Below are 19,091 nucleotides of genomic sequence, written 5' to 3'. Positions count from 1 at the left end.
AACGTCGTAAATTAGTTCTTTTTACGGGCTTAAGCTTGAGCTTTTACCGCAACAATACATCGCACTCTATTCAATTGTTATGCACTTTCCCATATGTATTTAGTATTGGATTTAACCCAGTGGTTGTAAGTCTCATCGCTGATTTTGTCGACAGTGATGTATATCATGTTTTTTTGATATGCGCCTAAATCATTGTTTTGTAGCAGTTTGACGTTTTCATCTGAAAAAGTGGGAGGCATAGCCATATTGAATATTAGATTTAAGTTGTACTTATGGTTTTAAGTTTTATGCACTGTTTAGTCACTGAGTACTGCTGTCTTCGCTTCTGCTTTTTTAGACTTTCCTTCATTTTTATTACGTACGTCCCATTTTTAAAAACAATCTAGTAAAAACTGTGCAATACATCCCGACTATCTGTGTAAGTCAACGCTATATTAGTGGCGGGGTTTGTATTAGGAGATTTAGCTCGGAATGAATATTGAATTGATGCAAGAACGAGCCGATCATGCTGTGGTGCTTTTAAAGGCACTGGCAAATGAACGTCGTTTGTTTATTTTATGTTATTTACTCAACGAAGGTGAAATGTGCGTTGGTGAAATGAACAAAAAGCTCGGTCTAAGCCAATCAGCATTATCTCAGCATTTAGCATGGCTGCGTAAAGATCAGTTGGTCGTGACTCGTAAAGAGGCGCAAACAGTATTTTATTCACTGAAAAGTGAAGAGGTGCGCGAAATTATTAAGTTACTTAATAACATGTACTGCCATTAGTAAATTGCAGATATAAAAAAACCGGCAATTGCCGGTTTTTTTGTATCTAAGATATTAATTAAGCAGCGAGTGCTTTGATCTTAGCATTTAAGCGAGCCTTATGACGTGCAGCTTTATTCTTGTGAATAAGGCCTTTAGTCGCCATACGGTCAACAATTGGTTGTGCAGCGTTGAAAGATTCAACTGCAGCAGCGTGATCGCCACTTTTGATTGCAGCGATAACTTTCTTCAGATATGTACGTAACATAGAACGACGGCTAGCGTTATGCTGACGACGTTTCTCAGATTGAAGCGCGCGCTTCTTTGCAGACTTGCTATTAGCCAAGGTGCAACTCCTAAAACTGGATTTGATACTTTTAAAGGCCGAGGAATATGCCCGTTTATTATCACTTTGTCAATGATAATGATGGAATATTCATCGTAAAGATGAAATTTACCAAGCTAACTTAGCTATCTACGACCCAACTCGTGTAAGATGTGGCGCAATTCTAGCAGCAATTCAAGCTGGGTGACAGGGCTTGCTTCGAATTTTTCAGGTATAAAACCCAATTAAATAAAAGTCAGTTAGGAGACAAATTGAGCAAAAAACTGCTTCGCTCTGGTGCAATTGTTAGTGCTATGACATTGATTTCCCGCGTTTTAGGTTTGGTTCGTGATATCGTTATTGCCAATCTAATGGGGGCTGGCGCGAGTGCCGATGTATTTTTCTTTGCCAATAAAATTCCAAATTTTTTACGACGCTTGTTTGCTGAAGGCGCATTCGCGCAAGCTTTCGTTCCAGTTTTAACTGAATACCAAGAAAAATATAGTGAGAATGATACTCGGGAGCTTCTGGAAAAGGTTGCTGGTACGCTCGGTGGTATTATTACGATAGTGACCTTGGTTGGTGTTATCGCCTCTCCAGTGCTTGCTGCTCTTTTTGGTGGCGGTTGGTTTGCTGCTTGGTTAAATGATGAAGCAGATGGCGAGAAGTTTTTACTTGCGGCCTTTATGCTTAAAATTACCTTCCCTTATTTGTGGTTTATTACCTTTACAGCACTTGCGGGGTCGATACTAAATAGTCGTGGTCGATTTGCTGTGTCCGCATTTACTCCAGTGTTTCTGAATATCGCGATTATCAGTGCCGCTTTATTGCTGTCGCCTCAGTTGGCAAGCCCTGAGATTGGGCTTGCTTGGGGGGTATTTTTCGGTGGCTTGATTCAATTCTTATTTCAGATCCCATTCCTATATAAAGAAAGAGCGCTTGTTCGCCCCTCATGGGGCTGGAACCACCCGGGCGTTGTTAAAATAAGAACCTTAATGATCCCCGCACTTTTTGGGGTTTCTGTGTCTCAAATTAACTTACTGTTTGATACCTTCATTGCCAGTTTTCTTATGACAGGTTCAATTAGCTGGCTCTATTATTCGGACCGTTTGTTAGAGTTTCCTTTAGGGCTATTTGGTATAGCCATAGCAACAGTTATTTTGCCAGCCTTGTCAAGAAAGCATGCACATGAGCAAGGAGAAGATTTTAGTGCGACGATGGACTGGGGGGTGAAAGCTATACTTCTTCTTGGTTTGCCTGCGATGGCTGGTTTGATTGTTTTAGCCGAACCTATGTTAATGGTGCTATTTATGCGCGGCGCTTTTACTATTCACCATGTGGAGATGGCGTCCTACAGCTTAGTGGCATACGGTTCTGGCTTACTTAGTTTTATGTTAGTGAAGGTGTTAGCTCCTGGGTATTATTCTCGCCAAGATACGAAGACTCCCGTGCGCTTTGGAATTATTGCCATGATTAGCAACATGGTTTTCAATTTAATATTTGCCATACCGTTTGGCTATGTTGGATTGGCAATTGCTACATCATTATCTGCACTTTTGAATGCAACATTACTGTATCGAGGCCTAGCGAAAGCCAAGGTTTATCGCGTTTCTAAAAATACAGTCAGCTTTTTCCTAAAAACCTTGCTTGCCACCCTTGTGATGGTGTTAGTCTTATACACTTTGCTACCTAGCCAACAAGAATGGCTATCGTGGGATATTATTCAGCGTGGGTTAAAGCTTGGTGGGCTAATCGGGGCAGGTGCTGTGAGTTACTTTTTGGGGCTTATTTTGCTTGGTGTGCGTCCTTGGGCGTTGAAACCTAACGCATGAATGCTGAATCTAATTTGTAGCTGTTATATAATCCGCCAGTTAACGTCATATAACGATCAAAGAGAGTAATGGAATTAATCCGCGGGATACACAATATTCTAAGCAAGCACCATGGTTGCGTACTGACTATTGGTAATTTTGATGGTGTCCATCGCGGGCACGCTGAGGTTATTTCAAAACTGCTTCGCAAATCGCAGCAGTATAATTTGCCTGCAACGGTGATGACTTTTGAACCGCAGCCCCAAGAGCTTTTTCGTGGAGAACGAGCCCCTGCACGCTTAAGTAAGCTAAGAGATAAATTCCTTTTATTGGATGAGCTGGGTATCGAGCGTCTATTGTGCGTTAACTTCAACCGCGAATTCGCCAGTCAGCCCGCGCAAGATTTTATCGAGCAGCTCCTTGTTAAAAAGCTCGGGGTGAAGTACTTGGTTGTTGGTGATGATTTTTGTTTTGGTAACAATCGAGAAGGGACATTTGAGCTGCTTTGTGAGGCAGGGTTGAAACATGGGTTTACCGTGGTCAGCACTCAGAGTTTTGTTTTGGGTGATAAGCGAGTGAGTTCTACGATGATCCGTGAAGCATTAGGTAAAGGGCAATTAGAGCAAGCAAGACGTTTGCTTGGTCACCCTTATACTTTAAGTGGACGAGTCGCCCATGGGCAGAAACTAGGCCGAACAATTGGCTTCCCGACAGCAAATGTCGCTTTAAAACGCAAAGTCGTACCCGTACGAGGAGTCTTTGCCGTAAGAGTTTTTTGGCAAGATAGTGATATCTATGAAGGTGTCGCTAATATAGGTTTTCGGCCAACAGTTAATGGTCAAATATGCCAACTGGAAGTTCATTTGTTTGACTTTAACGATGATATTTATGGACGACAAGTCGAAGTCGAGTTGGTAGCAAAAATACGAGATGAGCAACCGTTTGAATCTTTGGATGCTTTGAAAAAACAGATTAAAAATGATGCCGATAGAGCGAGAGCTTTATTTGGTGATGATGCAAGCTAATGAGCTTTGCTAGACGAATGGTATAGGATCAATGAGCGACTATAAATCAACTTTGAATTTGCCGGAAACAGAGTTTCCAATGCGCGGTAATTTGGCTAATCGTGAACCAGAAACTCTAAAACGCTGGTCACAAGAGAATTTGTATCAACAAATTCGTGACAGTCGTATCGGCCGTAAGCCATTTATTTTGCACGATGGCCCTCCATATGCGAATGGCGATATTCATATTGGTCACTCAGTAAACAAAATTCTGAAGGACATTATTGTTAAATCAAAGACTATGTCAGGCTTTGATGCGCCCTACATTCCAGGTTGGGACTGTCATGGCTTACCAATCGAACTCAAAGTTGAACAAAAAGTCGGCAAGCCAGGCAAAAAGATTTCTGCAGCAGAGTTTCGTCAAAAGTGTCGCGAGTATGCGGCAAAGCAGGTTGACGGTCAGCGTAATGACTTTATCCGTTTAGGTGTCTTTGCTGATTGGCAAAAGCCTTATTTGACGATGGACTACTCCACGGAAGCCAATATTGTTCGCTCCTTAGCTAAGGTGATAGATAGTGGTCATCTTCATAAAGGTGTAAAACCTGTTCATTGGTGTACTGATTGCGGCTCAGCTCTTGCGGAAGCCGAGGTTGAGTATGAAGACAAGAATTCACCTGCAATCGATGTCGGTTTTGCGGCAGTGGACTCTGCCGCCGTCGCGAAGAAGTTTGGCTTCAATGAGCATTTAGACAAGGTCTCTATGGTGATATGGACCACCACACCTTGGACACTCCCTGCGAATAGAGCTTTAGCTGTTAGCGCCACCTTAGAATATTCTTTGGTTGAGTTTTCCCATGATAATGGTGTTCAGCACATTATCGTTGCAACCGACTTGCTTGAGTCATGCGTCGAGCGCTATGGCGCAACAGGGCACAATGTTTTAGGCATTGCAGCGGGTCAAGATTTAGAGCTTCTTCGCTTCAATCATCCATTTTATGATTTCGATGTGCCTGTTATTTTAGGTGAACATGTGACTACAGATTCAGGTACCGGTGTTGTTCATACCGCCCCTGGTCACGGTCAAGACGACTTCGTGGTTGGTCAACAGTATGGCCTAGAGGTCGCCAACCCTGTCGCTGACAATGGCGTATTTAAACCGGATACACCATTGTTTGCGGGTAAGCACGTGTTTAAAGCGAACGCAGACGTAGTCGCTGTGTTAGAAGAGAATAACGCACTGCTAAATCACGTGGTTTACAACCATAGTTACCCACATTGTTGGCGTCACAAAACACCAATCATATTTAGAGCGACGCCACAATGGTTCATTTCCATGGACAATAATGGTTTGCGAAAGCAAGCTTTAAGTGAAATAGAGTCAACTCAGTGGATCCCTGAGTGGGGCGAAAGCCGTATTGAGAAAATGGTAGAGAACCGCCCAGATTGGTGTATCTCAAGACAAAGAACTTGGGGGGTTCCAATTACTCTATTCGTGCATCGTGAAACAGAAGAATTACATCCTGACAGTGTTTCATTGATGGAACGTGTTGCGCATCGTATCGAACAAGAAGGTATTCAAGCGTGGTGGGATCTTGATGAAGCCGAGCTATTGGGAGAAGAAGCAGAACATTATCGTAAGGTCACTGACACTTTAGATGTTTGGTATGACTCTGGCTCCACATTTTCTTCGGTTGTCGCATCTCGCCCTGAATACAATGGTCATGACATTGATTTGTATCTAGAGGGGAGCGATCAGCATCGTGGTTGGTTTATGTCATCGTTAATGATTTCTACGGCGATGAATGGTAAAGCTCCTTATAAACAGGTCTTAACGCACGGCTTCACTGTCGATGGTAATGGTCGCAAAATGTCTAAGTCGCTTGGTAACGTAATTTCTCCGCAGCAGGTGAACAATAAACTGGGTGCAGATATTTTACGGTTATGGGTCGCTGCGACGGATTATAGCGGCGAAATGACAGTTTCTGATGAAATCCTCAAGCGTAGCGCCGATGCTTATCGCCGTATTCGAAATACTGCTCGCTTTTTACTTGCTAACTTGAATGGTTTTGATCCAAAGCAAGATACAGTTGCGGTTGAAGATATGGTTGCACTTGACCGCTGGGTTGTGCGTCGTGCTTCAGCTCTTCAAACTGAAATATTAGAAGCTTACGAGCAATATAACTTCCACTTGGTGACGCAAAAGTTGATGCAATTTTGCTCGGTGGAATTGGGTAGCTTCTACTTAGATATTATTAAAGATCGTCAATACACTGCAAAAGGCGATAGCCATGCAAGACGGAGTTGTCAGTCAGCACTGTACTTAATTGCTGAAGCTATGGTGCGTTGGATGGCACCGATCTTAAGTTTCACTGCCGATGAAGTGTGGCAGCAACTGCCTGGTGAAAGAGACAAGTTTGTGTTTACCCAGGAGTGGTTTACTGAGCTCAGCGCTGTCACTTTAGCGGGTGATCTTCCTGATGATGTATGGCAGCAATTCCTTGATGTGCGCAATGAAGTGAATAAAGTGATAGAGCAGGCGCGTCGAGATAAGCGCCTCGGTGGTTCGCTTGAAGCGGAAGTCGTTTTGTATGCTGATGAACAGCTTGCATCACAACTGGCATTAATTGACGATGAACTTAGATTTGTTCTTCTAACTTCAAGTGCGTCCGTTTCTGCTTTAGCTGATGCGCCGAGTGATGCTGTTGAAACGGATATGGCTTCGCTTAAATTAGTGATGCGTAAGAGCGAAGCTGAAAAATGTGAGCGCTGTTGGCACTACCGTGAAGATGTTGGTTCTGTTGAAGCACATCCAAGTTTATGTACGCGTTGCGTAACAAATATCGAAGGGGAAGGCGAACAACGTCAGTTCGCATAATAAGGCTAGGAAAACAAAATGCCATTGAATTGGAAGGAAAGTGGCTTGCGTTGGTATTGGGTAGCTGTCATCGTCATTTTGGCCGATCAGCTATCTAAACAATGGATCGTTGCTAATTTTGAATTGCGTCAGACGATAGAGCTATTACCTATTTTTAATATTACGTATGCGCGTAATTATGGAGCAGCTTTTAGCTTTCTGAGTGATGCGGGCGGTTGGCAGCGTTGGCTTTTTACTATTATTGCTGTTGGTTTTAGCGCATTGCTTACCTATTGGCTAAGGAAGCAGCCAAGCGATATGTGGCGCCTCAACTTGGCCTACACATTGGTGATTGGTGGCGCGATTGGTAACCTCGCAGACCGTTTATATTATGGCTATGTCGTAGATTTTTTAGATTTTTATTGGAACACCAGCCATTTCCCAGCTTTCAATATTGCGGATTCGGCGATTTGTGTGGGTGCTGGATTAATCATTTTAGATTCATTTATTGCACCAAATGAAACACAAAATACAGGGAAGGAAATCTAACGTGCAGATTAATAAATCAATCATTTGCCATATGAACATTTTGTTAGAAGATGGTTCGACTGCCGAAAGTACCAAATCTTCAGGAAAACCGGCACGATTAAATATAGGCGATGATAGTTTAAGCCCTGCATTTGAAGCGCAAATACAAAGTCTTAATGTGGGTGATGAACACCAATTTACGCTAGCACCTGAAGATGCGTTTGGTCTATCTAATCCTGATGCCATACATCATATGGATAGAAATAAGTTTCCTGGTGACATGACATTAGAAGCAGGTGTTATCGTAAGCTTTGGTGGGCCTGGTGGTCGCGAAATACCGGGAATGGTTCGAGAGATTCTTGGTGATTCTGTCACCGTGGACTTGAATCACCCGCTTGCGGGCCAGACTGTCACATTTGAATTGGAAGTTGTTCAGGTACTTTAAAATGCAAAAAACGGATAACCAATTGGATATTTTGTTGGCTAACCCACGAGGCTTCTGTGCCGGTGTGGATCGTGCGATTAGTATTGTTGAAAGAGCACTCGAGCTATTTGAACCGCCTATATACGTGCGTCATGAAGTTGTTCATAACCGCTATGTGGTGCAAAATTTAAAAGACCGCGGTGCTATTTTTGTTGATGAGCTAGAGCAAATCCCGGACAACAGCATCGTGATATTTAGTGCCCATGGCGTGTCACAGGCTGTCCGTAATGAAGCGAAAGAGCGAGGGTTAAAAGTTTTTGATGCCACTTGCCCACTTGTGACAAAAGTTCATTTGCAAGTCACACGCGCAAGTCGCAAGGGTATCGAGTGTATACTCATTGGTCACCAAGGACACCCTGAAGTTGAGGGCACCATGGGACAATACGATAACCCAAATGGTGGCGTCTATTTAGTTGAGTCACCAGAAGATGTCGCAGCTTTAACCGTTAAAGATGCTGAGAACTTGTGCTTCGTAACGCAAACAACGCTTTCGGTCGATGATACGATGGATGTCATTGCTGCACTTCAACAGAAATATCCATCAATTGAAGGGCCGCGCAAGGACGATATTTGTTATGCGACGCAAAATAGACAGGATGCGGTAAGAAATATGTCTTCCGACGTTGATTTATTGATTGTGGTTGGTTCGAAAAATAGCTCTAACTCAAACCGTTTGCGAGAGCTCGCGATTAAAACGGGCACGCAATCTTATCTTGTCGATACTGCTGCGGATGTTGAACTAGATTGGTTCGATGATGTTAAAAAGGTTGCTGTCACTGCTGGTGCTTCTGCGCCCGAGGTCCTCGTTCAACAAGTGATAGCAGCTATTGCGAAGCTAGCGCCGAGTGTTGTCACCGAGCTTGATGGTAGAAAAGAGGATACTGTATTCGCTGTACCAGCTGAGCTGCGTTAATTCATGACACATGATAAAAAGGAGGCAAATGCCTCCTTTTTTTCTACCTAGCATTTGGCCTTTAAATATTAAATTTACTTAATGTGCGCGTAATGATTATACTAATCAGTATATTAGGACGATTTGCCAGCTTACAATGATACGAAAGCTTACCTCATAAATTGTTTTTCTATTTTCGCTAGAAAAAGGAAGCTCGAAGAATATTGTAAGCGATAGGTATAACAGGTTATTTTTTATACTCTAATGTTACTGGCATGCAATCTAGGTCTAATCTATTATTAATAGATGATCATCAATATCGTAAGTAAAAGATTTTAAAAGGGTAATTGTCGAATTTAAAGTCAATAAGTTGACAGGGCGAAGGAGTTTTGACGCAAATGCATGTACAAGGGAAAGGGTTTTCCCTCATCGAGGTTATGGTTGCTTTAGTAATTTTAGTGATCGGCTTGGTGGGCGTATTTAACCTACATATCGTTTCCAAAAGAGGCAGCTTTGAGTCTTTTCAACAGACTCAAGCGGCTTACTTTGCGAATGATATTGTAAACCGCATGAAGTTGAATAAAAGCGAATTAGCTTCCTACGTTGGAAATTATAGTGGCGGTGGGACTGAACCTAAAAAGTGTGATGTCGCACCAGGCGCCAATGTTATTTGTACAAATTCTGAAACGAGACTGTGGGATCTTTACCAATGGCAATCACAGTTTACTGGTCATAACGAAAAATCAGGCACCCAACTTGTAGGTGGGCTAGATAAACCAACTGCATGTATCAAGCTCCAAGGTAATCAAGTCTCAGTCATCATGACATGGCAGGGGATCCGCAAGTTAAAAGATGGTGCTGCTAATCAGTCAACAGAAATTCAAGGTTGTGGTACGGCGAGCGATCGCCGTCGTGTCTTTGTTCTTAATACAAGGATTTTATAAGTGAAGGCATTGAATCAAAAATCATTTAAGGCTGATGCCGGTTTTTCCCTTACTGAGCTGATGGTGGCAATGGTCATCGGGCTATTTCTTACCCTTGGCGTATTTTCAATGTTTTCGATGTCGTCAACGAACGTAACGACGACAACCCAGTTTAACCAATTGCAAGAAAACGGGCGTATTGCCTTAGCTTTGATAGAACGAGATGTCAGTCAGCTTGGTTTTATGGGGGATATGACAGGAACAGATTTTATTCTTGGCGGCAACACCAGTTTAGTCGCAGCACCAATTGGGGCTGCAAACGACTGTATTGGTGGGGGAGCAAATAATGCATCGTTCCCTAACAATACACCGGCACACTTTCGGAGGCTTTGGGGCTATGAAGTTGGCGTGGGCAGTGAATCTCTTGCGTGTTTGAGTAGTGTGAAAAATAACACGGATGTGTTGCAAATCAAGCGGCTATCAGGACCAGCGATTGTTGCGACAGAACCTAATCGTTACTACATGGGAACAACTGCGAACGAAGCCATATTGTTTGCAAGTTCGGATGGCATTCCAGCGATGACTAATGGTCGATACTGGGAGTATATTCATCACGTCTATTATTTGGCGAATGATGGCACGATACCAGTACTTCGTCGCAAAGTTTTGAAAGAGGGTGGCATGAAAGTCGCGGGGAGTGATGAGCAGCTTGTCGAAGGCATTGAAAACATGCGTGTTATGTATGGTTTTGACAATGATGGTGATGATTCGGCGGATAGTTTCATGCCTGCAGAAAATGTCACGTCGCTCATGTGGGATAACGAGTTATTTCAGAGATTAGTGGCCATCCGAGTTTATCTGCTGGTTCGTGCGATTGAAGAAGACAAGTCGTATAAAAATAGTACTGTGTACGTACTCGGTGATAAAACATTTAGTGCATTTGGTGACGCCTACCGCCGTAAAGTTGTCTCAACGACCATAGTTCTTGAAAACCCTGTGTTGATCCGAAATTAGGAGCGTAATGATGAATAAGCAAAAAGGTTTAGTGCTCTTCTTTTCACTTATCGTTTTGTTGATGATGACCGTGATTGGGGTCGCTTTAGCTGTGAGTTCTGGTCAGTCTCTTCGGATGGCTGGCGCGGGTTCGGAGCGTGTGGAAGCAATGGCTTTAGTTCAAGGGCAGCAAGCCCATCAAATTAGTACAAATCAGGGAGCAACCATGGCAAATATGCTAAACGTAATAACTATGCCCCCTCAGGAAAGTGTAACAAGTGTATTTTCTCCTCTGACGGCAGGAGACGTGAATTGTCAGCGCAGTACCAATGCTAATTCAGCGAATCTCATTAGTTGTCGCCGCATAGAGGTTTCTAGTACAGCTGCGTTTGGCCGCAATAATTTGGGTCAGCTCACAGTGGTATCTGGTGTTGAGCAAGAGGTGCTCACGGGGAGTTAGATCATGTTTATCAAAAAGTGTGTACTTTTCTTGTCTGCTGTATTTGCAGCGTTTTCTAGCGGTGTTTATTCAGATGATACGGAGCTATACGTATTCGAGTCTTCTGCACGAACAGGAGCGAGACCGAAAGTCTTAGTTATATTCGATAACTCAGGTTCGATGGCCACGATTGAGGAAGATGCTGCGGGTGCATATGATCCAAATTACGTCCAGGAAGACGGAACCCTAGGGTATCCTGCAGTAGGTTCTTCAAATGCGTATCAAGGCAGAATGCTTTATTTTACAAAAGGGACGGGTATTGATGGTACAAGCGTCCCTACTCCTGATAGTCCTTCTGAAGCCCGTCGATTTTTAGATATAATCAACGGTTGTCAATCAAGTCGTGCTTCTCTAGATAAATATGGTCGGTTTACTGGTTATTTAAGAGAGTATTCTACAAAAGGGAAAACTGGAACTTGGGAAGAAGTTCCTGACAATAACGGCGCAAACATTGAAATTATAGATTGTTGGGAAGATATAGAAGTCGTTAACCCGAAAAACGCGAATAGTATTAGTGATGGGTTCCCTGTTGATGGCGCTAAACAAGGAAAAAATGCAATTCCATACAACCATGATGATGGTTCTGGGGATTGGGCCGAAGCAATTGCTCAGGCAAAAAACACGCAATTTGGCCTAGGTGAGCCCGTGACCTTGTATACCGATGACTATTTACGTTGGTATAAGCTTTCTCAAGATGGTTTATTACCAACGGTTCCTCAGTCTCGGCTCGAAATAGCAAAAAATGCTGTTAATAGTATTTTTAATTCAACATTATCCGTAGATTTTGGATTAGCAGTTTTTAATCTCGATTATCCATACGAAGGCGACCGTGATGGCGGACGGATTGTTTCAGGTATTCGCAATATGACTCAGTCAGCCAAAGAGTCATTGCTATCGACGCTTGACGGGTTGCCTGCAAATACCAATACCCCATTATGTGAAACACTTTTTGAAGCGCATCAATATTTCTCCGGTGGCACCATTACCTATGGTCACGGGGACAGTGATTATAATTTTGGTGGCGGTAACAAATATAACGCAAACAATCCCCCCTACGATTCAAGTATTGAATCCAATGGCAAATATACCAGTCCGCTAAGGGTGTGCCCTGATGGAGCTTATGTTGTGTACATTACCGATGGTGTACCGACAGTTGACAGCCATGCCAATAGTGCCATCGTTGCATTAACGGCAGGGGCAGATTCCGAAGGTGATTATACGAGCTTTTCTGAGGGGTTAAGTTCAGCCAGTTATTTACCAGCGCTTGCGAGTTACATGTATCGAAATGATATTGTTTCAGGTGTCGATTCAGAAGGTACCGATCATTTCCAAAATGTTAGAACATTTACTATTGGTTTCAGTGAAGGTGCTGAAGATGCAGCTCCTTTATTAAAAGAAACAGCCAAAAGAGGCGACGGACTATACTTCCCTGCGAAAGATGCCGCAGCGTTAGAAGAAGCTTTGAATGATACTTTAACGTCGATTCTTGCGATTGACTCGAGCTTCACGTCGCCAAGTATTGCCAGTAATAACTTTGATAGAACACAAACCTTTGATGCCGCTTATTATGCGATGTTCTTACCGAGTAAAGGGCCAAGATGGAGCGGGAACCTTAAAAAATTGAAGGTGACAAGTAGTGGTAAATTAGTTGATGCGGATAATAAAGCCGCCATTAGCGCTACGGGTAACATCAGTGATAAAACATGTACCATATGGAGCGATTGCTCAGCTAAGCCTGACGGTAATAAAGTTGTTGAAGGTGGGGTCAACGCTATGCTCGCAAATGCCAGCAAGCGGAAAATTCTGGTAAATAGTGGTGGCAGTGGGGCGTTAGAGGAGTTAAACGTTAGCAATATTGCAAATGGTGATTTAACCTTTTTGGCCAGCTTTATGGGGATCCCTGAAGATGAAATTGCGTCCACTGTAAAATGGTTATATGGGTTTGATGTTGATAATGACCGTAATTTCAATCCGTTTAACGCATCCTCCCCACAAATGCGTACCGATATTATGGGCGATCCACTGCATTCGAAACCACTTGCATTGAACTTTGGTTCCCCGTCAGCGCCTGATGTTCGAATTCTATTAGGAACCAATCAGGGTTTAGTCCATATGTTCCAAGACCATGGTGACACAGTGAGTGAACCATGGGCATTTTTACCCTATGAGCTTTTACCTAACGTTGCCAAACTAAGGAATAATGTTAGCAACAACGGGCACTCCGTTTATGGAATGGACGCGTCTCCTGTGAGTTATGTTGAATCTGGGGAGTCTGGTATTACGAAGGCATGGGTGTTTATGGGGATGCGTCGAGGAGGCCGAGCATATTATGCATTAGATGTAACCTCTCCAGATAACCCTCAGCTCATGTGGCGTATTTCTGATGAGAACTCTGATTTCAGCGACCTCGGACAATCTTGGTCCAAACCTGTGGTCACTTCTATTCCAGGTCATGAAGGGCCAGTTCTTATTTTCGGTGGTGGTTACGATGTGAGTTATGATTCTGCGCCATCGCCTTTACCAGCAGGTCGGGCGGTCTATATTGTGGATGCAGCGACAGGGCAGCGACTTCATGTATTTAATGCGTCAGGTTCAGGTGGAACCAAAATTCCAGGTTTAGCGGATAGTATTCCAAATAGTGTGGCAGTCCTTGATAGCAATAGTGATGGGAAGACAGATCGAATTTATGCGACAGATGTAGGTGGAAATATTTGGCGAATGGATATGCCTTCTGAGAGTCAATCTGATTGGTCTGCATATAAGCTTGCTGATCTTGGCGGAACTTTAGCTGATGATCGCCGCTTTTTCTCTGAGCCTGCCGTCGCTCAAACGGTGTTTAGTAATATTTCGGAGATTACTACTACGGTAAACGGTGAAACTAAGACGATCAAAACTTATCAAAATGTTCCTTACGATGCCGTAACTGTTGGTAGCGGTAATCGACCGACACCTAGTGCAAAAGATATCAATGATATGTTTTTTGTTATTCAAGATCGTAATGTCATAACAAAAACCTTTGGTACAACTGATGATCCCATCCCATCTACAATTCAGCTAGGTAATTTGTATGATGTAACTAGTACCTATCCTGATAATGAAGCTGAAAACATAGCATTTGGACAAAAAAGAGGGTGGTACTATAACTTTACCAATGAAGGGGAGAAGAGTTTGTCTGCCCCCCTTATCGTTGCTGGTAAGGTTTACTTCACATCGTATATGCCGCCATCATCAAATATTTCCGAAACTGTATGTACTATATCGGGGCAAGGGCGACTTTATGTTTTTGATTTGCATAAAGGAACACGCAATTATACCCATTACTTTTATGACTTGGGAGAGCGAGTGCCTGATACTCCACAAATTGTTATCCCTGCACCTGAAAGTGGTGAGGACCCTTATGTTTATATTATCGGTGTCGGTAAAGGAGAAAAAGGCGACGACGGTGACTTCACTGGAACCATCAATGTTGGGTCCGGTCTTGGGGTAAACAAAATTTATTATCATATTCAGGAGTAAAAGAGCTTTATGAATAAGCAAAGAGGTTTTTCTTTAATTGAGCTCATGATAGCTTTGCTGATTATTGGCGTTGTAAGTTCAATTGCTTATCCGTCGTATGTACAATATGTTGCTCAAGGAACCCGCTCTGACGGTTTGGCTGCGATTATGCGAGTTGCTAACTTGCAGGAGCAATACTATTTGGATAATCGTCAATATACGACAGATATGACAGAGCTCGGTCTTGATACAGACCCTTTCTTGACAAGGGACGGTGACTATCAAGTAGATGCTACGGGCGGGACGACTTTCACTATTACCGCTACAGCAAAGGGGGCTCAAGCGACTCGAGATAGCGCTTGTGCGTCAATCACTTTAACTGAATCAGGCGTGAAAGCACCTGAGGAGTGTTGGAAATGAGGACAAGTATAGCAGCTCTATTTGCGAGCCTAGGCCTGTTAGTTAGCGGCTCAGCAATGGCAAATTCTAGTGATTATAAATGTTATTTGGAGACAACTCAGGGCGTGCAAGTTTCATTTTTTAAGTGGAATGATAAAAAAGCAACTTTACGCCAGTCGAAATTGCTTGCATCTCAAGTGAGCGTTTCAAACAAGATTAATCAAAAGGCATATGTTAAGAAAGTTGTTGAATGCGTCAAATTGGAGCAAGAGTTTCAAAGCCCTGCTGCAAAAAAATATGATGCTGTAACATTGAGGTAGTTTGAGCGGTTGATTGAAAAATTGAGCTGTGTATGCAAGATGCTCTCGACTGGAAAGTTTATTAAAAACTAAAGAACAAGCTTAAGTAGATACTAAAATCCGAGGCACTAAGTTGTAATTGTTCTCAAGCAACTCGATGCCAGCAAGTTAAAATACTCATGTTTATCTGTTTTTGAAGTGCGATTTAGCTATTAGTTACAAGTAATTGTTGCTGAAGTTTCCATTCTCAGGTTTCCTGATGGACTGACGTTGAATGCTTGAGATGCTTCACTGGTTTTCGTTGTTGGGCAATAAGCGAATTGCCCTGATGTGCCACTGACGAGACCATCTGCAGTAAAGCTAATAAAACTCGCCCCAAAACTTACAAAATCTTTATCATTAAAACCTTCGACAACTTTGATAATGGAGTCATCACCATTTAAGTTGCCCTGTGGGTTATTTCGATCTAAGAAAATAGTGAAGCCCTTATTCCAGTTGGTTGTACAAGCGCCACTTTCAAGAGGACACACAGTGACTCTGCCACCATAACTAACCGCTTGGCTGCGGGCAAAAGTAATTGAAGACTGTAAAGTTTGGATACCAGCTTCTGCACGTGACGCTTCATATAGCGTAGTCATTGATGGTAGGCCTATAGCAATAACAATTGCTGCAACAAGAATTGCTACCAATAGCTCAACTAATGTGAGCCCTTTCGTACTGCTAATCATGCCTACACTCCAGATAGCACTTGTATTATCCGGTTAAGTATAAGCGACTTTACATGTTTTAGCAGTATGAAATATGCGCTTATTTGGTATTTGCATCGCCATATTATTGACTTAGGTCAAATACATACGATGGATTTCTTTTTGGAGTACCGAACGCGGCCAGATTGATTGACAACAATTGCTCTGGAATAAGGGCTGTTTTTTGCGCCAGGACAAAATTTGAGCGTACCGTTTGTGCCGGATGCGAATCCTTCGGGTTGAAATCGTATCGCGTTTCTATTGTATTGCACCCAATCTTTTTTGTTAAAAGGTTTTGACTTATATAGTAAAACATCTTTGTCACCAAAAGAGTTTGCAATGTCTCGATCAATGAAAATGCTATAGCCTTGTTGCCAATTCTTATGACACAAACCGTTTTCAAGTGGGCAGATTGTTACCCGTGCACCGTAACTAATGGCTTGGTTTCTTGCATAAACGATAGATTGCTGTAGGACTCTGATGTGGCTATCTGCTCGAGTATGTTCATAAATATCAGTGAATGTTGGCGAACCAACAGTGATGAGTATGCCTGCGATGCTAATCGCAACGACTGATTCAGTCAGGGTAAATCCTTTTGTTAGGCACATTGGCAACTCCTTTGCCGTTGTTGAATAATCCAATCAATATTATTTAGCGTTTGCTGAAGTAAATTGTAGAAGGTGGTGACAAGCTTTCCAGCAATCCATCATAAGATTTAGTAATAATGAGAAGTTTTTAATCTATTTTTGATATAACTAGGGTGATTGTTGTTCTTGCTTCGAGTTTCATCGTGTTAAGATAAAATTTTGGTTCCATGATCAGTTGATTGACGTAAGGAGTTTTTTGATGAAGAAGGTCGAAGCCATAATTAAGCCTTTTAAGCTAGATGATGTTCGAGAAGCTTTGGCTGAAATTGGTATTACAGGGATGACCGTGCTTGAAGTGAAAGGTTTTGGCCGACAAAAAGGTCATACCGAGCTGTATCGTGGTGCAGAGTATATGGTTGATTTTTTACCGAAAGTAAAAATTGAGCTGGTGATCCAAGACGAGCTAGTTGAGCGTGCCATTGAAGTGATTGTTGAAACGGCGCATACCGGTAAGATTGGTGACGGAAAAATATTTGTGACCGATGTTGAACGGGTAATTCGAATTCGTACCAGTGAAGAGAACGAAGACGCAGTTTAATTGACGAGTCTATTTGTCGAATTGAAAAGCTCGGTATTATATACCGAGCTATTTTGTGGGTATTTTTTATTTACTGATCTTTTTATATTTCAGCTTGTGAGGCTCAGTTACGTCTGTACCAAAGTTTTCTTTTAACCAAGTTGAATATTCAGTGTAGTTCCCTTCATAGAAGTTAACCTGGCCTTCATCGCGGTAATCAAGAATATGTGTTGCGATTCTATCGAGGAACCAACGGTCATGCGAAATGACCATTGCACAGCCTGGGAACTCTAAGAGTGCTTCTTCTAAAGCTCGCAGGGTTTCTACATCTAAATCGTTTGTTGGTTCATCAAGTAGTAAGACGTTGCCACCGGCTTGTAGCAGTTTGGCTAAGTGAACTCGGTTTCTTTCACCACCTGATAACGTGCCGATAATTTTTTGTTGGTCGCCGCCTCTAAAGTTGAATCTACCGACATAGGCTCGACTTGGGATCTCCGTATTATGAATGCGCATAATATCTTGGCCATCAGATATTTCTTGCCAGACCGTATTACTATCATTCATTGAGTCACGGAATTGGTCGACTGATGCAAGTTCAACTGACTCCCCAAGCTCAATTGAACCGCTATCTGGTTGTTCAGCTCCAGAAATAAGCTTAAATAACGTAGACTTACCTGCACCGTTAGCACCAATAATACCAACAATTGCACCCTTAGGAACACTGAAGCTTAAATTATCGATTAGAACGCGATCACCATATGATTTGGTGATGTTGTTTACTTCAATGACTTTGTCACCTAAGCGAGGCCCAGGTGGAATAAACAATTCATTCGTTTCATTTCGCTTTTGGTAATCATTGGTATTCAATTCTTCAAAGCGCGCCATGCGGGCTTTGCCTTTAGATTGGCGTCCTTTCGAACCTTGTCTGACCCATTCAAGTTCTTTCTGAATGGTTTTTTGACGTGCACTTTCAGTAGCAGACTCTTGTTGCAAACGCGCATCTTTTTGCTCTAGCCAAGAAGAATAGTTGCCTTCCCATGGAATGCCTTCACCGCGGTCGAGTTCTAAAATCCATCCCGCAGCATTATCGAGGAAATACCTATCATGGGTAATCGCCACCACGGTGCCAGTGTAGTCTTGTAAGAATCGCTCTAACCATGCAACTGATTCGGCGTCTAAGTGGTTAGTCGGTTCGTCGAGTAACAGCATATCTGGCTTTTCTAGTAGTAAGCGACAGATTGCTACTCGGCGTCGTTCACCACCCGATAGAACTTCTACTTTTTCATCCCAATCGGGAAGGCGCAAAGCATTTGCTGCTCGCTCTAAAACGTTTTCCAGATTATGTGCGTCCTGGGCTTGAATAATAGCTTCTAGTTCACCTTGTTCTTTCGCTAATGCGTCAAAGTCAGCATCTGGCTCGGCATATAAAGCATAAACTTCGTCTAATCTGACCAATGCATTTTTTGCAGCAGCTACCGCTTCCTCTATTGTTTCACGAACCGTTTTTGTTGGATCTAACTGAGGTTCCTGAGGTAAATACCCAATTTTAAGATCTTGCATCGGGCGAGCTTCACCCTCAATTTCGGTATCTAGGCCAGCCATGATGCGCAATAGAGTTGATTTACCTGAGCCGTTTAATCCCAAAACACCAATTTTGGCCCCAGGGAAAAAGCTAAGAGAAATATCTTTGAGAATTTGCTTTTTAGGAGGAACAATTTTGCCCACGCGGAGCATGCTATATACAAATTGAGCCATTTTAATCGTCTAGTTCGTAAATAAGTGCCCTAATTCTACTTGATTCGACACACAACTCAAATTGGTGATGTAACTAGGATTTGCTAAAAGCAAGGATTTTCATGTTTCAAAAACTGGGATTGTGATCAATAGCAGAGTAGAATACGCGCAACCCTACCTATAAGATTTTGTTG

18 protein-coding genes are annotated in these 19,091 nt (G+C 42.7%); 14 read left to right on the top strand and 4 right to left on the bottom strand.

From position 1 onward, the window contains the following. Positions 1-471 precede the first annotated feature (471 nt). Positions 472-768, top strand: a complete 297-nt coding sequence (locus IEY18_RS01405) for an ArsR/SmtB family transcription factor (protein ID WP_188917078.1) — start codon at positions 472-474, stop codon at positions 766-768. 58 nt (positions 769-826) lie between these two features. Here the strand turns inward: IEY18_RS01405 and rpsT are convergent, their stop codons facing one another. After that, positions 827-1,093: a 30S ribosomal protein S20 gene (rpsT, locus tag IEY18_RS01400; RefSeq protein ID WP_188917076.1), complete on the bottom strand. Its 267-nt coding sequence runs from the start codon at positions 1,091-1,093 to the stop codon at positions 827-829. Between the two features lie 251 nt (positions 1,094-1,344). Between rpsT and murJ the strand changes: the two genes are divergently transcribed. The 12 genes from murJ (at position 1,345) to IEY18_RS01340 (ending at position 15,274) form a co-directional block, all read left to right on the top strand. After that, positions 1,345-2,904 (top strand): murein biosynthesis integral membrane protein MurJ, encoded by a 1,560-nt coding sequence (gene murJ / locus IEY18_RS01395; RefSeq protein ID WP_188917075.1) that lies wholly within the window; start codon positions 1,345-1,347, stop codon positions 2,902-2,904. A gap of 68 nt (positions 2,905-2,972) precedes the next feature. Continuing rightward, the gene (gene ribF, locus IEY18_RS01390) at positions 2,973-3,908 is read left to right on the top strand and encodes a bifunctional riboflavin kinase/FAD synthetase (protein WP_188917072.1); all 936 of its coding nucleotides are present in this window, start codon (positions 2,973-2,975) and stop codon (positions 3,906-3,908) included. A 31-nt stretch (positions 3,909-3,939) separates the two neighbouring features. Beyond that, positions 3,940-6,762 (top strand): isoleucine--tRNA ligase, encoded by a 2,823-nt coding sequence (gene ileS, locus IEY18_RS01385; RefSeq protein WP_188917071.1) that lies wholly within the window; start codon positions 3,940-3,942, stop codon positions 6,760-6,762. Between the two features lie 18 nt (positions 6,763-6,780). After that, a complete protein-coding gene (lspA, locus tag IEY18_RS01380; RefSeq protein ID WP_188917069.1) occupies positions 6,781-7,290 on the top strand; it encodes a signal peptidase II in 510 nt (169 codons plus the stop codon). Continuing rightward, positions 7,259-7,714, top strand: a complete 456-nt coding sequence (gene fkpB / locus IEY18_RS01375) for an FKBP-type peptidyl-prolyl cis-trans isomerase (protein ID WP_283103662.1) — start codon at positions 7,259-7,261, stop codon at positions 7,712-7,714. Before lspA ends, fkpB begins: the two co-directional genes overlap by 32 nt. Positions 7,715-7,736: 22 nt before the next feature. After that, complete coding sequence (gene ispH / locus IEY18_RS01370) at positions 7,737-8,666, top strand: 4-hydroxy-3-methylbut-2-enyl diphosphate reductase (RefSeq protein ID WP_188917865.1); 930 nt, start codon at positions 7,737-7,739, stop codon at positions 8,664-8,666. A 377-nt stretch (positions 8,667-9,043) separates the two neighbouring features. Continuing rightward, positions 9,044-9,589: a type IV pilus modification protein PilV gene (gene pilV / locus IEY18_RS01365; protein WP_188917065.1), complete on the top strand. Its 546-nt coding sequence runs from the start codon at positions 9,044-9,046 to the stop codon at positions 9,587-9,589. After that, on the top strand, positions 9,590-10,582 hold the full coding sequence (locus IEY18_RS01360) for a PilW family protein (RefSeq protein ID WP_268244240.1): 993 nt from the start codon (positions 9,590-9,592) through the stop codon (positions 10,580-10,582). 10 nt (positions 10,583-10,592) lie between these two features. After that, positions 10,593-11,021: a pilus assembly PilX family protein gene (locus IEY18_RS01355; RefSeq protein ID WP_188917861.1), complete on the top strand. Its 429-nt coding sequence runs from the start codon at positions 10,593-10,595 to the stop codon at positions 11,019-11,021. Positions 11,022-11,024: 3 nt separating this feature from the next. After that, the gene (locus IEY18_RS01350) at positions 11,025-14,576 is read left to right on the top strand and encodes a pilus assembly protein (protein ID WP_188917063.1); all 3,552 of its coding nucleotides are present in this window, start codon (positions 11,025-11,027) and stop codon (positions 14,574-14,576) included. 9 nt (positions 14,577-14,585) lie between these two features. After that, positions 14,586-14,975 carry a type IV pilin protein gene (locus IEY18_RS01345; RefSeq protein ID WP_188917061.1) on the top strand — a complete coding sequence of 130 codons (390 nt, stop codon included), beginning with the start codon at positions 14,586-14,588 and terminating at the stop codon, positions 14,973-14,975. Beyond that, the gene (locus tag IEY18_RS01340) at positions 14,972-15,274 is read left to right on the top strand and encodes a TapY2 family type IVa secretion system protein (RefSeq protein WP_487250675.1); all 303 of its coding nucleotides are present in this window, start codon (positions 14,972-14,974) and stop codon (positions 15,272-15,274) included. The genes IEY18_RS01345 and IEY18_RS01340 overlap by 4 nt, the downstream gene beginning before the upstream one ends. A gap of 191 nt (positions 15,275-15,465) precedes the next feature. Here the strand turns inward: IEY18_RS01340 and IEY18_RS01335 are convergent, their stop codons facing one another. Both IEY18_RS01335 and IEY18_RS01330 read right to left on the bottom strand, forming a co-directional pair. Further along, complete coding sequence (locus tag IEY18_RS01335) at positions 15,466-15,981, bottom strand: GspH/FimT family pseudopilin (RefSeq protein ID WP_188917057.1); 516 nt, start codon at positions 15,979-15,981, stop codon at positions 15,466-15,468. A 116-nt stretch (positions 15,982-16,097) separates the two neighbouring features. Continuing rightward, positions 16,098-16,607: a GspH/FimT family pseudopilin gene (locus IEY18_RS01330; RefSeq protein ID WP_188917055.1), complete on the bottom strand. Its 510-nt coding sequence runs from the start codon at positions 16,605-16,607 to the stop codon at positions 16,098-16,100. A 238-nt stretch (positions 16,608-16,845) separates the two neighbouring features. Here IEY18_RS01330 and IEY18_RS01325 point away from each other — a divergent pair, with 238 nt between their 5' ends. Then, complete coding sequence (locus IEY18_RS01325) at positions 16,846-17,184, top strand: P-II family nitrogen regulator (protein ID WP_188917052.1); 339 nt, start codon at positions 16,846-16,848, stop codon at positions 17,182-17,184. Positions 17,185-17,250: 66 nt separating this feature from the next. Here the strand turns inward: IEY18_RS01325 and ettA are convergent, their stop codons facing one another. Then, positions 17,251-18,918 carry an energy-dependent translational throttle protein EttA gene (ettA, locus tag IEY18_RS01320; protein WP_188917050.1) on the bottom strand — a complete coding sequence of 556 codons (1,668 nt, stop codon included), beginning with the start codon at positions 18,916-18,918 and terminating at the stop codon, positions 17,251-17,253. Between the last annotated feature and the right edge of the window lie 173 nt (positions 18,919-19,091).

This window comes from Shewanella gelidii (genome assembly GCF_014647855.1).
GTDB classification, from domain to species: domain Bacteria; phylum Pseudomonadota; class Gammaproteobacteria; order Enterobacterales; family Shewanellaceae; genus Shewanella; species Shewanella gelidii.
This window is presented reverse-complemented; position numbering and strand designations above follow the sequence as displayed.

Excerpts from the sequence above, each read along its gene's own strand:
- IEY18_RS01405 (WP_188917078.1), top strand. The coding sequence starts at position 472 with ATGAATATTGAATTGATGCAAGAACGAGCCGATCATGCTGTGGTGCTT.
- pilV (WP_188917065.1), top strand. The coding sequence starts at position 9,044 with ATGCATGTACAAGGGAAAGGGTTTTCCCTCATCGAGGTTATGGTTGCT.
- ettA (WP_188917050.1), bottom strand. The coding sequence starts at position 18,918 with ATGGCTCAATTTGTATATAGCATGCTCCGCGTGGGCAAAATTGTTCCT.
- ileS (WP_188917071.1), top strand. The coding sequence starts at position 3,940 with ATGAGCGACTATAAATCAACTTTGAATTTGCCGGAAACAGAGTTTCCA.
- IEY18_RS01350 (WP_188917063.1), top strand. The coding sequence starts at position 11,025 with ATGTTTATCAAAAAGTGTGTACTTTTCTTGTCTGCTGTATTTGCAGCG.
- IEY18_RS01335 (WP_188917057.1), bottom strand. The coding sequence starts at position 15,981 with ATGATTAGCAGTACGAAAGGGCTCACATTAGTTGAGCTATTGGTAGCA.
- lspA (WP_188917069.1), top strand. The coding sequence starts at position 6,781 with ATGCCATTGAATTGGAAGGAAAGTGGCTTGCGTTGGTATTGGGTAGCT.
- IEY18_RS01330 (WP_188917055.1), bottom strand. The coding sequence starts at position 16,607 with ATGTGCCTAACAAAAGGATTTACCCTGACTGAATCAGTCGTTGCGATT.
- ribF (WP_188917072.1), top strand. The coding sequence starts at position 2,973 with ATGGAATTAATCCGCGGGATACACAATATTCTAAGCAAGCACCATGGT.
- IEY18_RS01340 (WP_487250675.1), top strand. The coding sequence starts at position 14,972 with ATGAGGACAAGTATAGCAGCTCTATTTGCGAGCCTAGGCCTGTTAGTT.
- IEY18_RS01355 (WP_188917861.1), top strand. The coding sequence starts at position 10,593 with ATGAATAAGCAAAAAGGTTTAGTGCTCTTCTTTTCACTTATCGTTTTG.
- IEY18_RS01345 (WP_188917061.1), top strand. The coding sequence starts at position 14,586 with ATGAATAAGCAAAGAGGTTTTTCTTTAATTGAGCTCATGATAGCTTTG.
- IEY18_RS01325 (WP_188917052.1), top strand. The coding sequence starts at position 16,846 with ATGAAGAAGGTCGAAGCCATAATTAAGCCTTTTAAGCTAGATGATGTT.
- fkpB (WP_283103662.1), top strand. The coding sequence starts at position 7,259 with ATGAAACACAAAATACAGGGAAGGAAATCTAACGTGCAGATTAATAAA.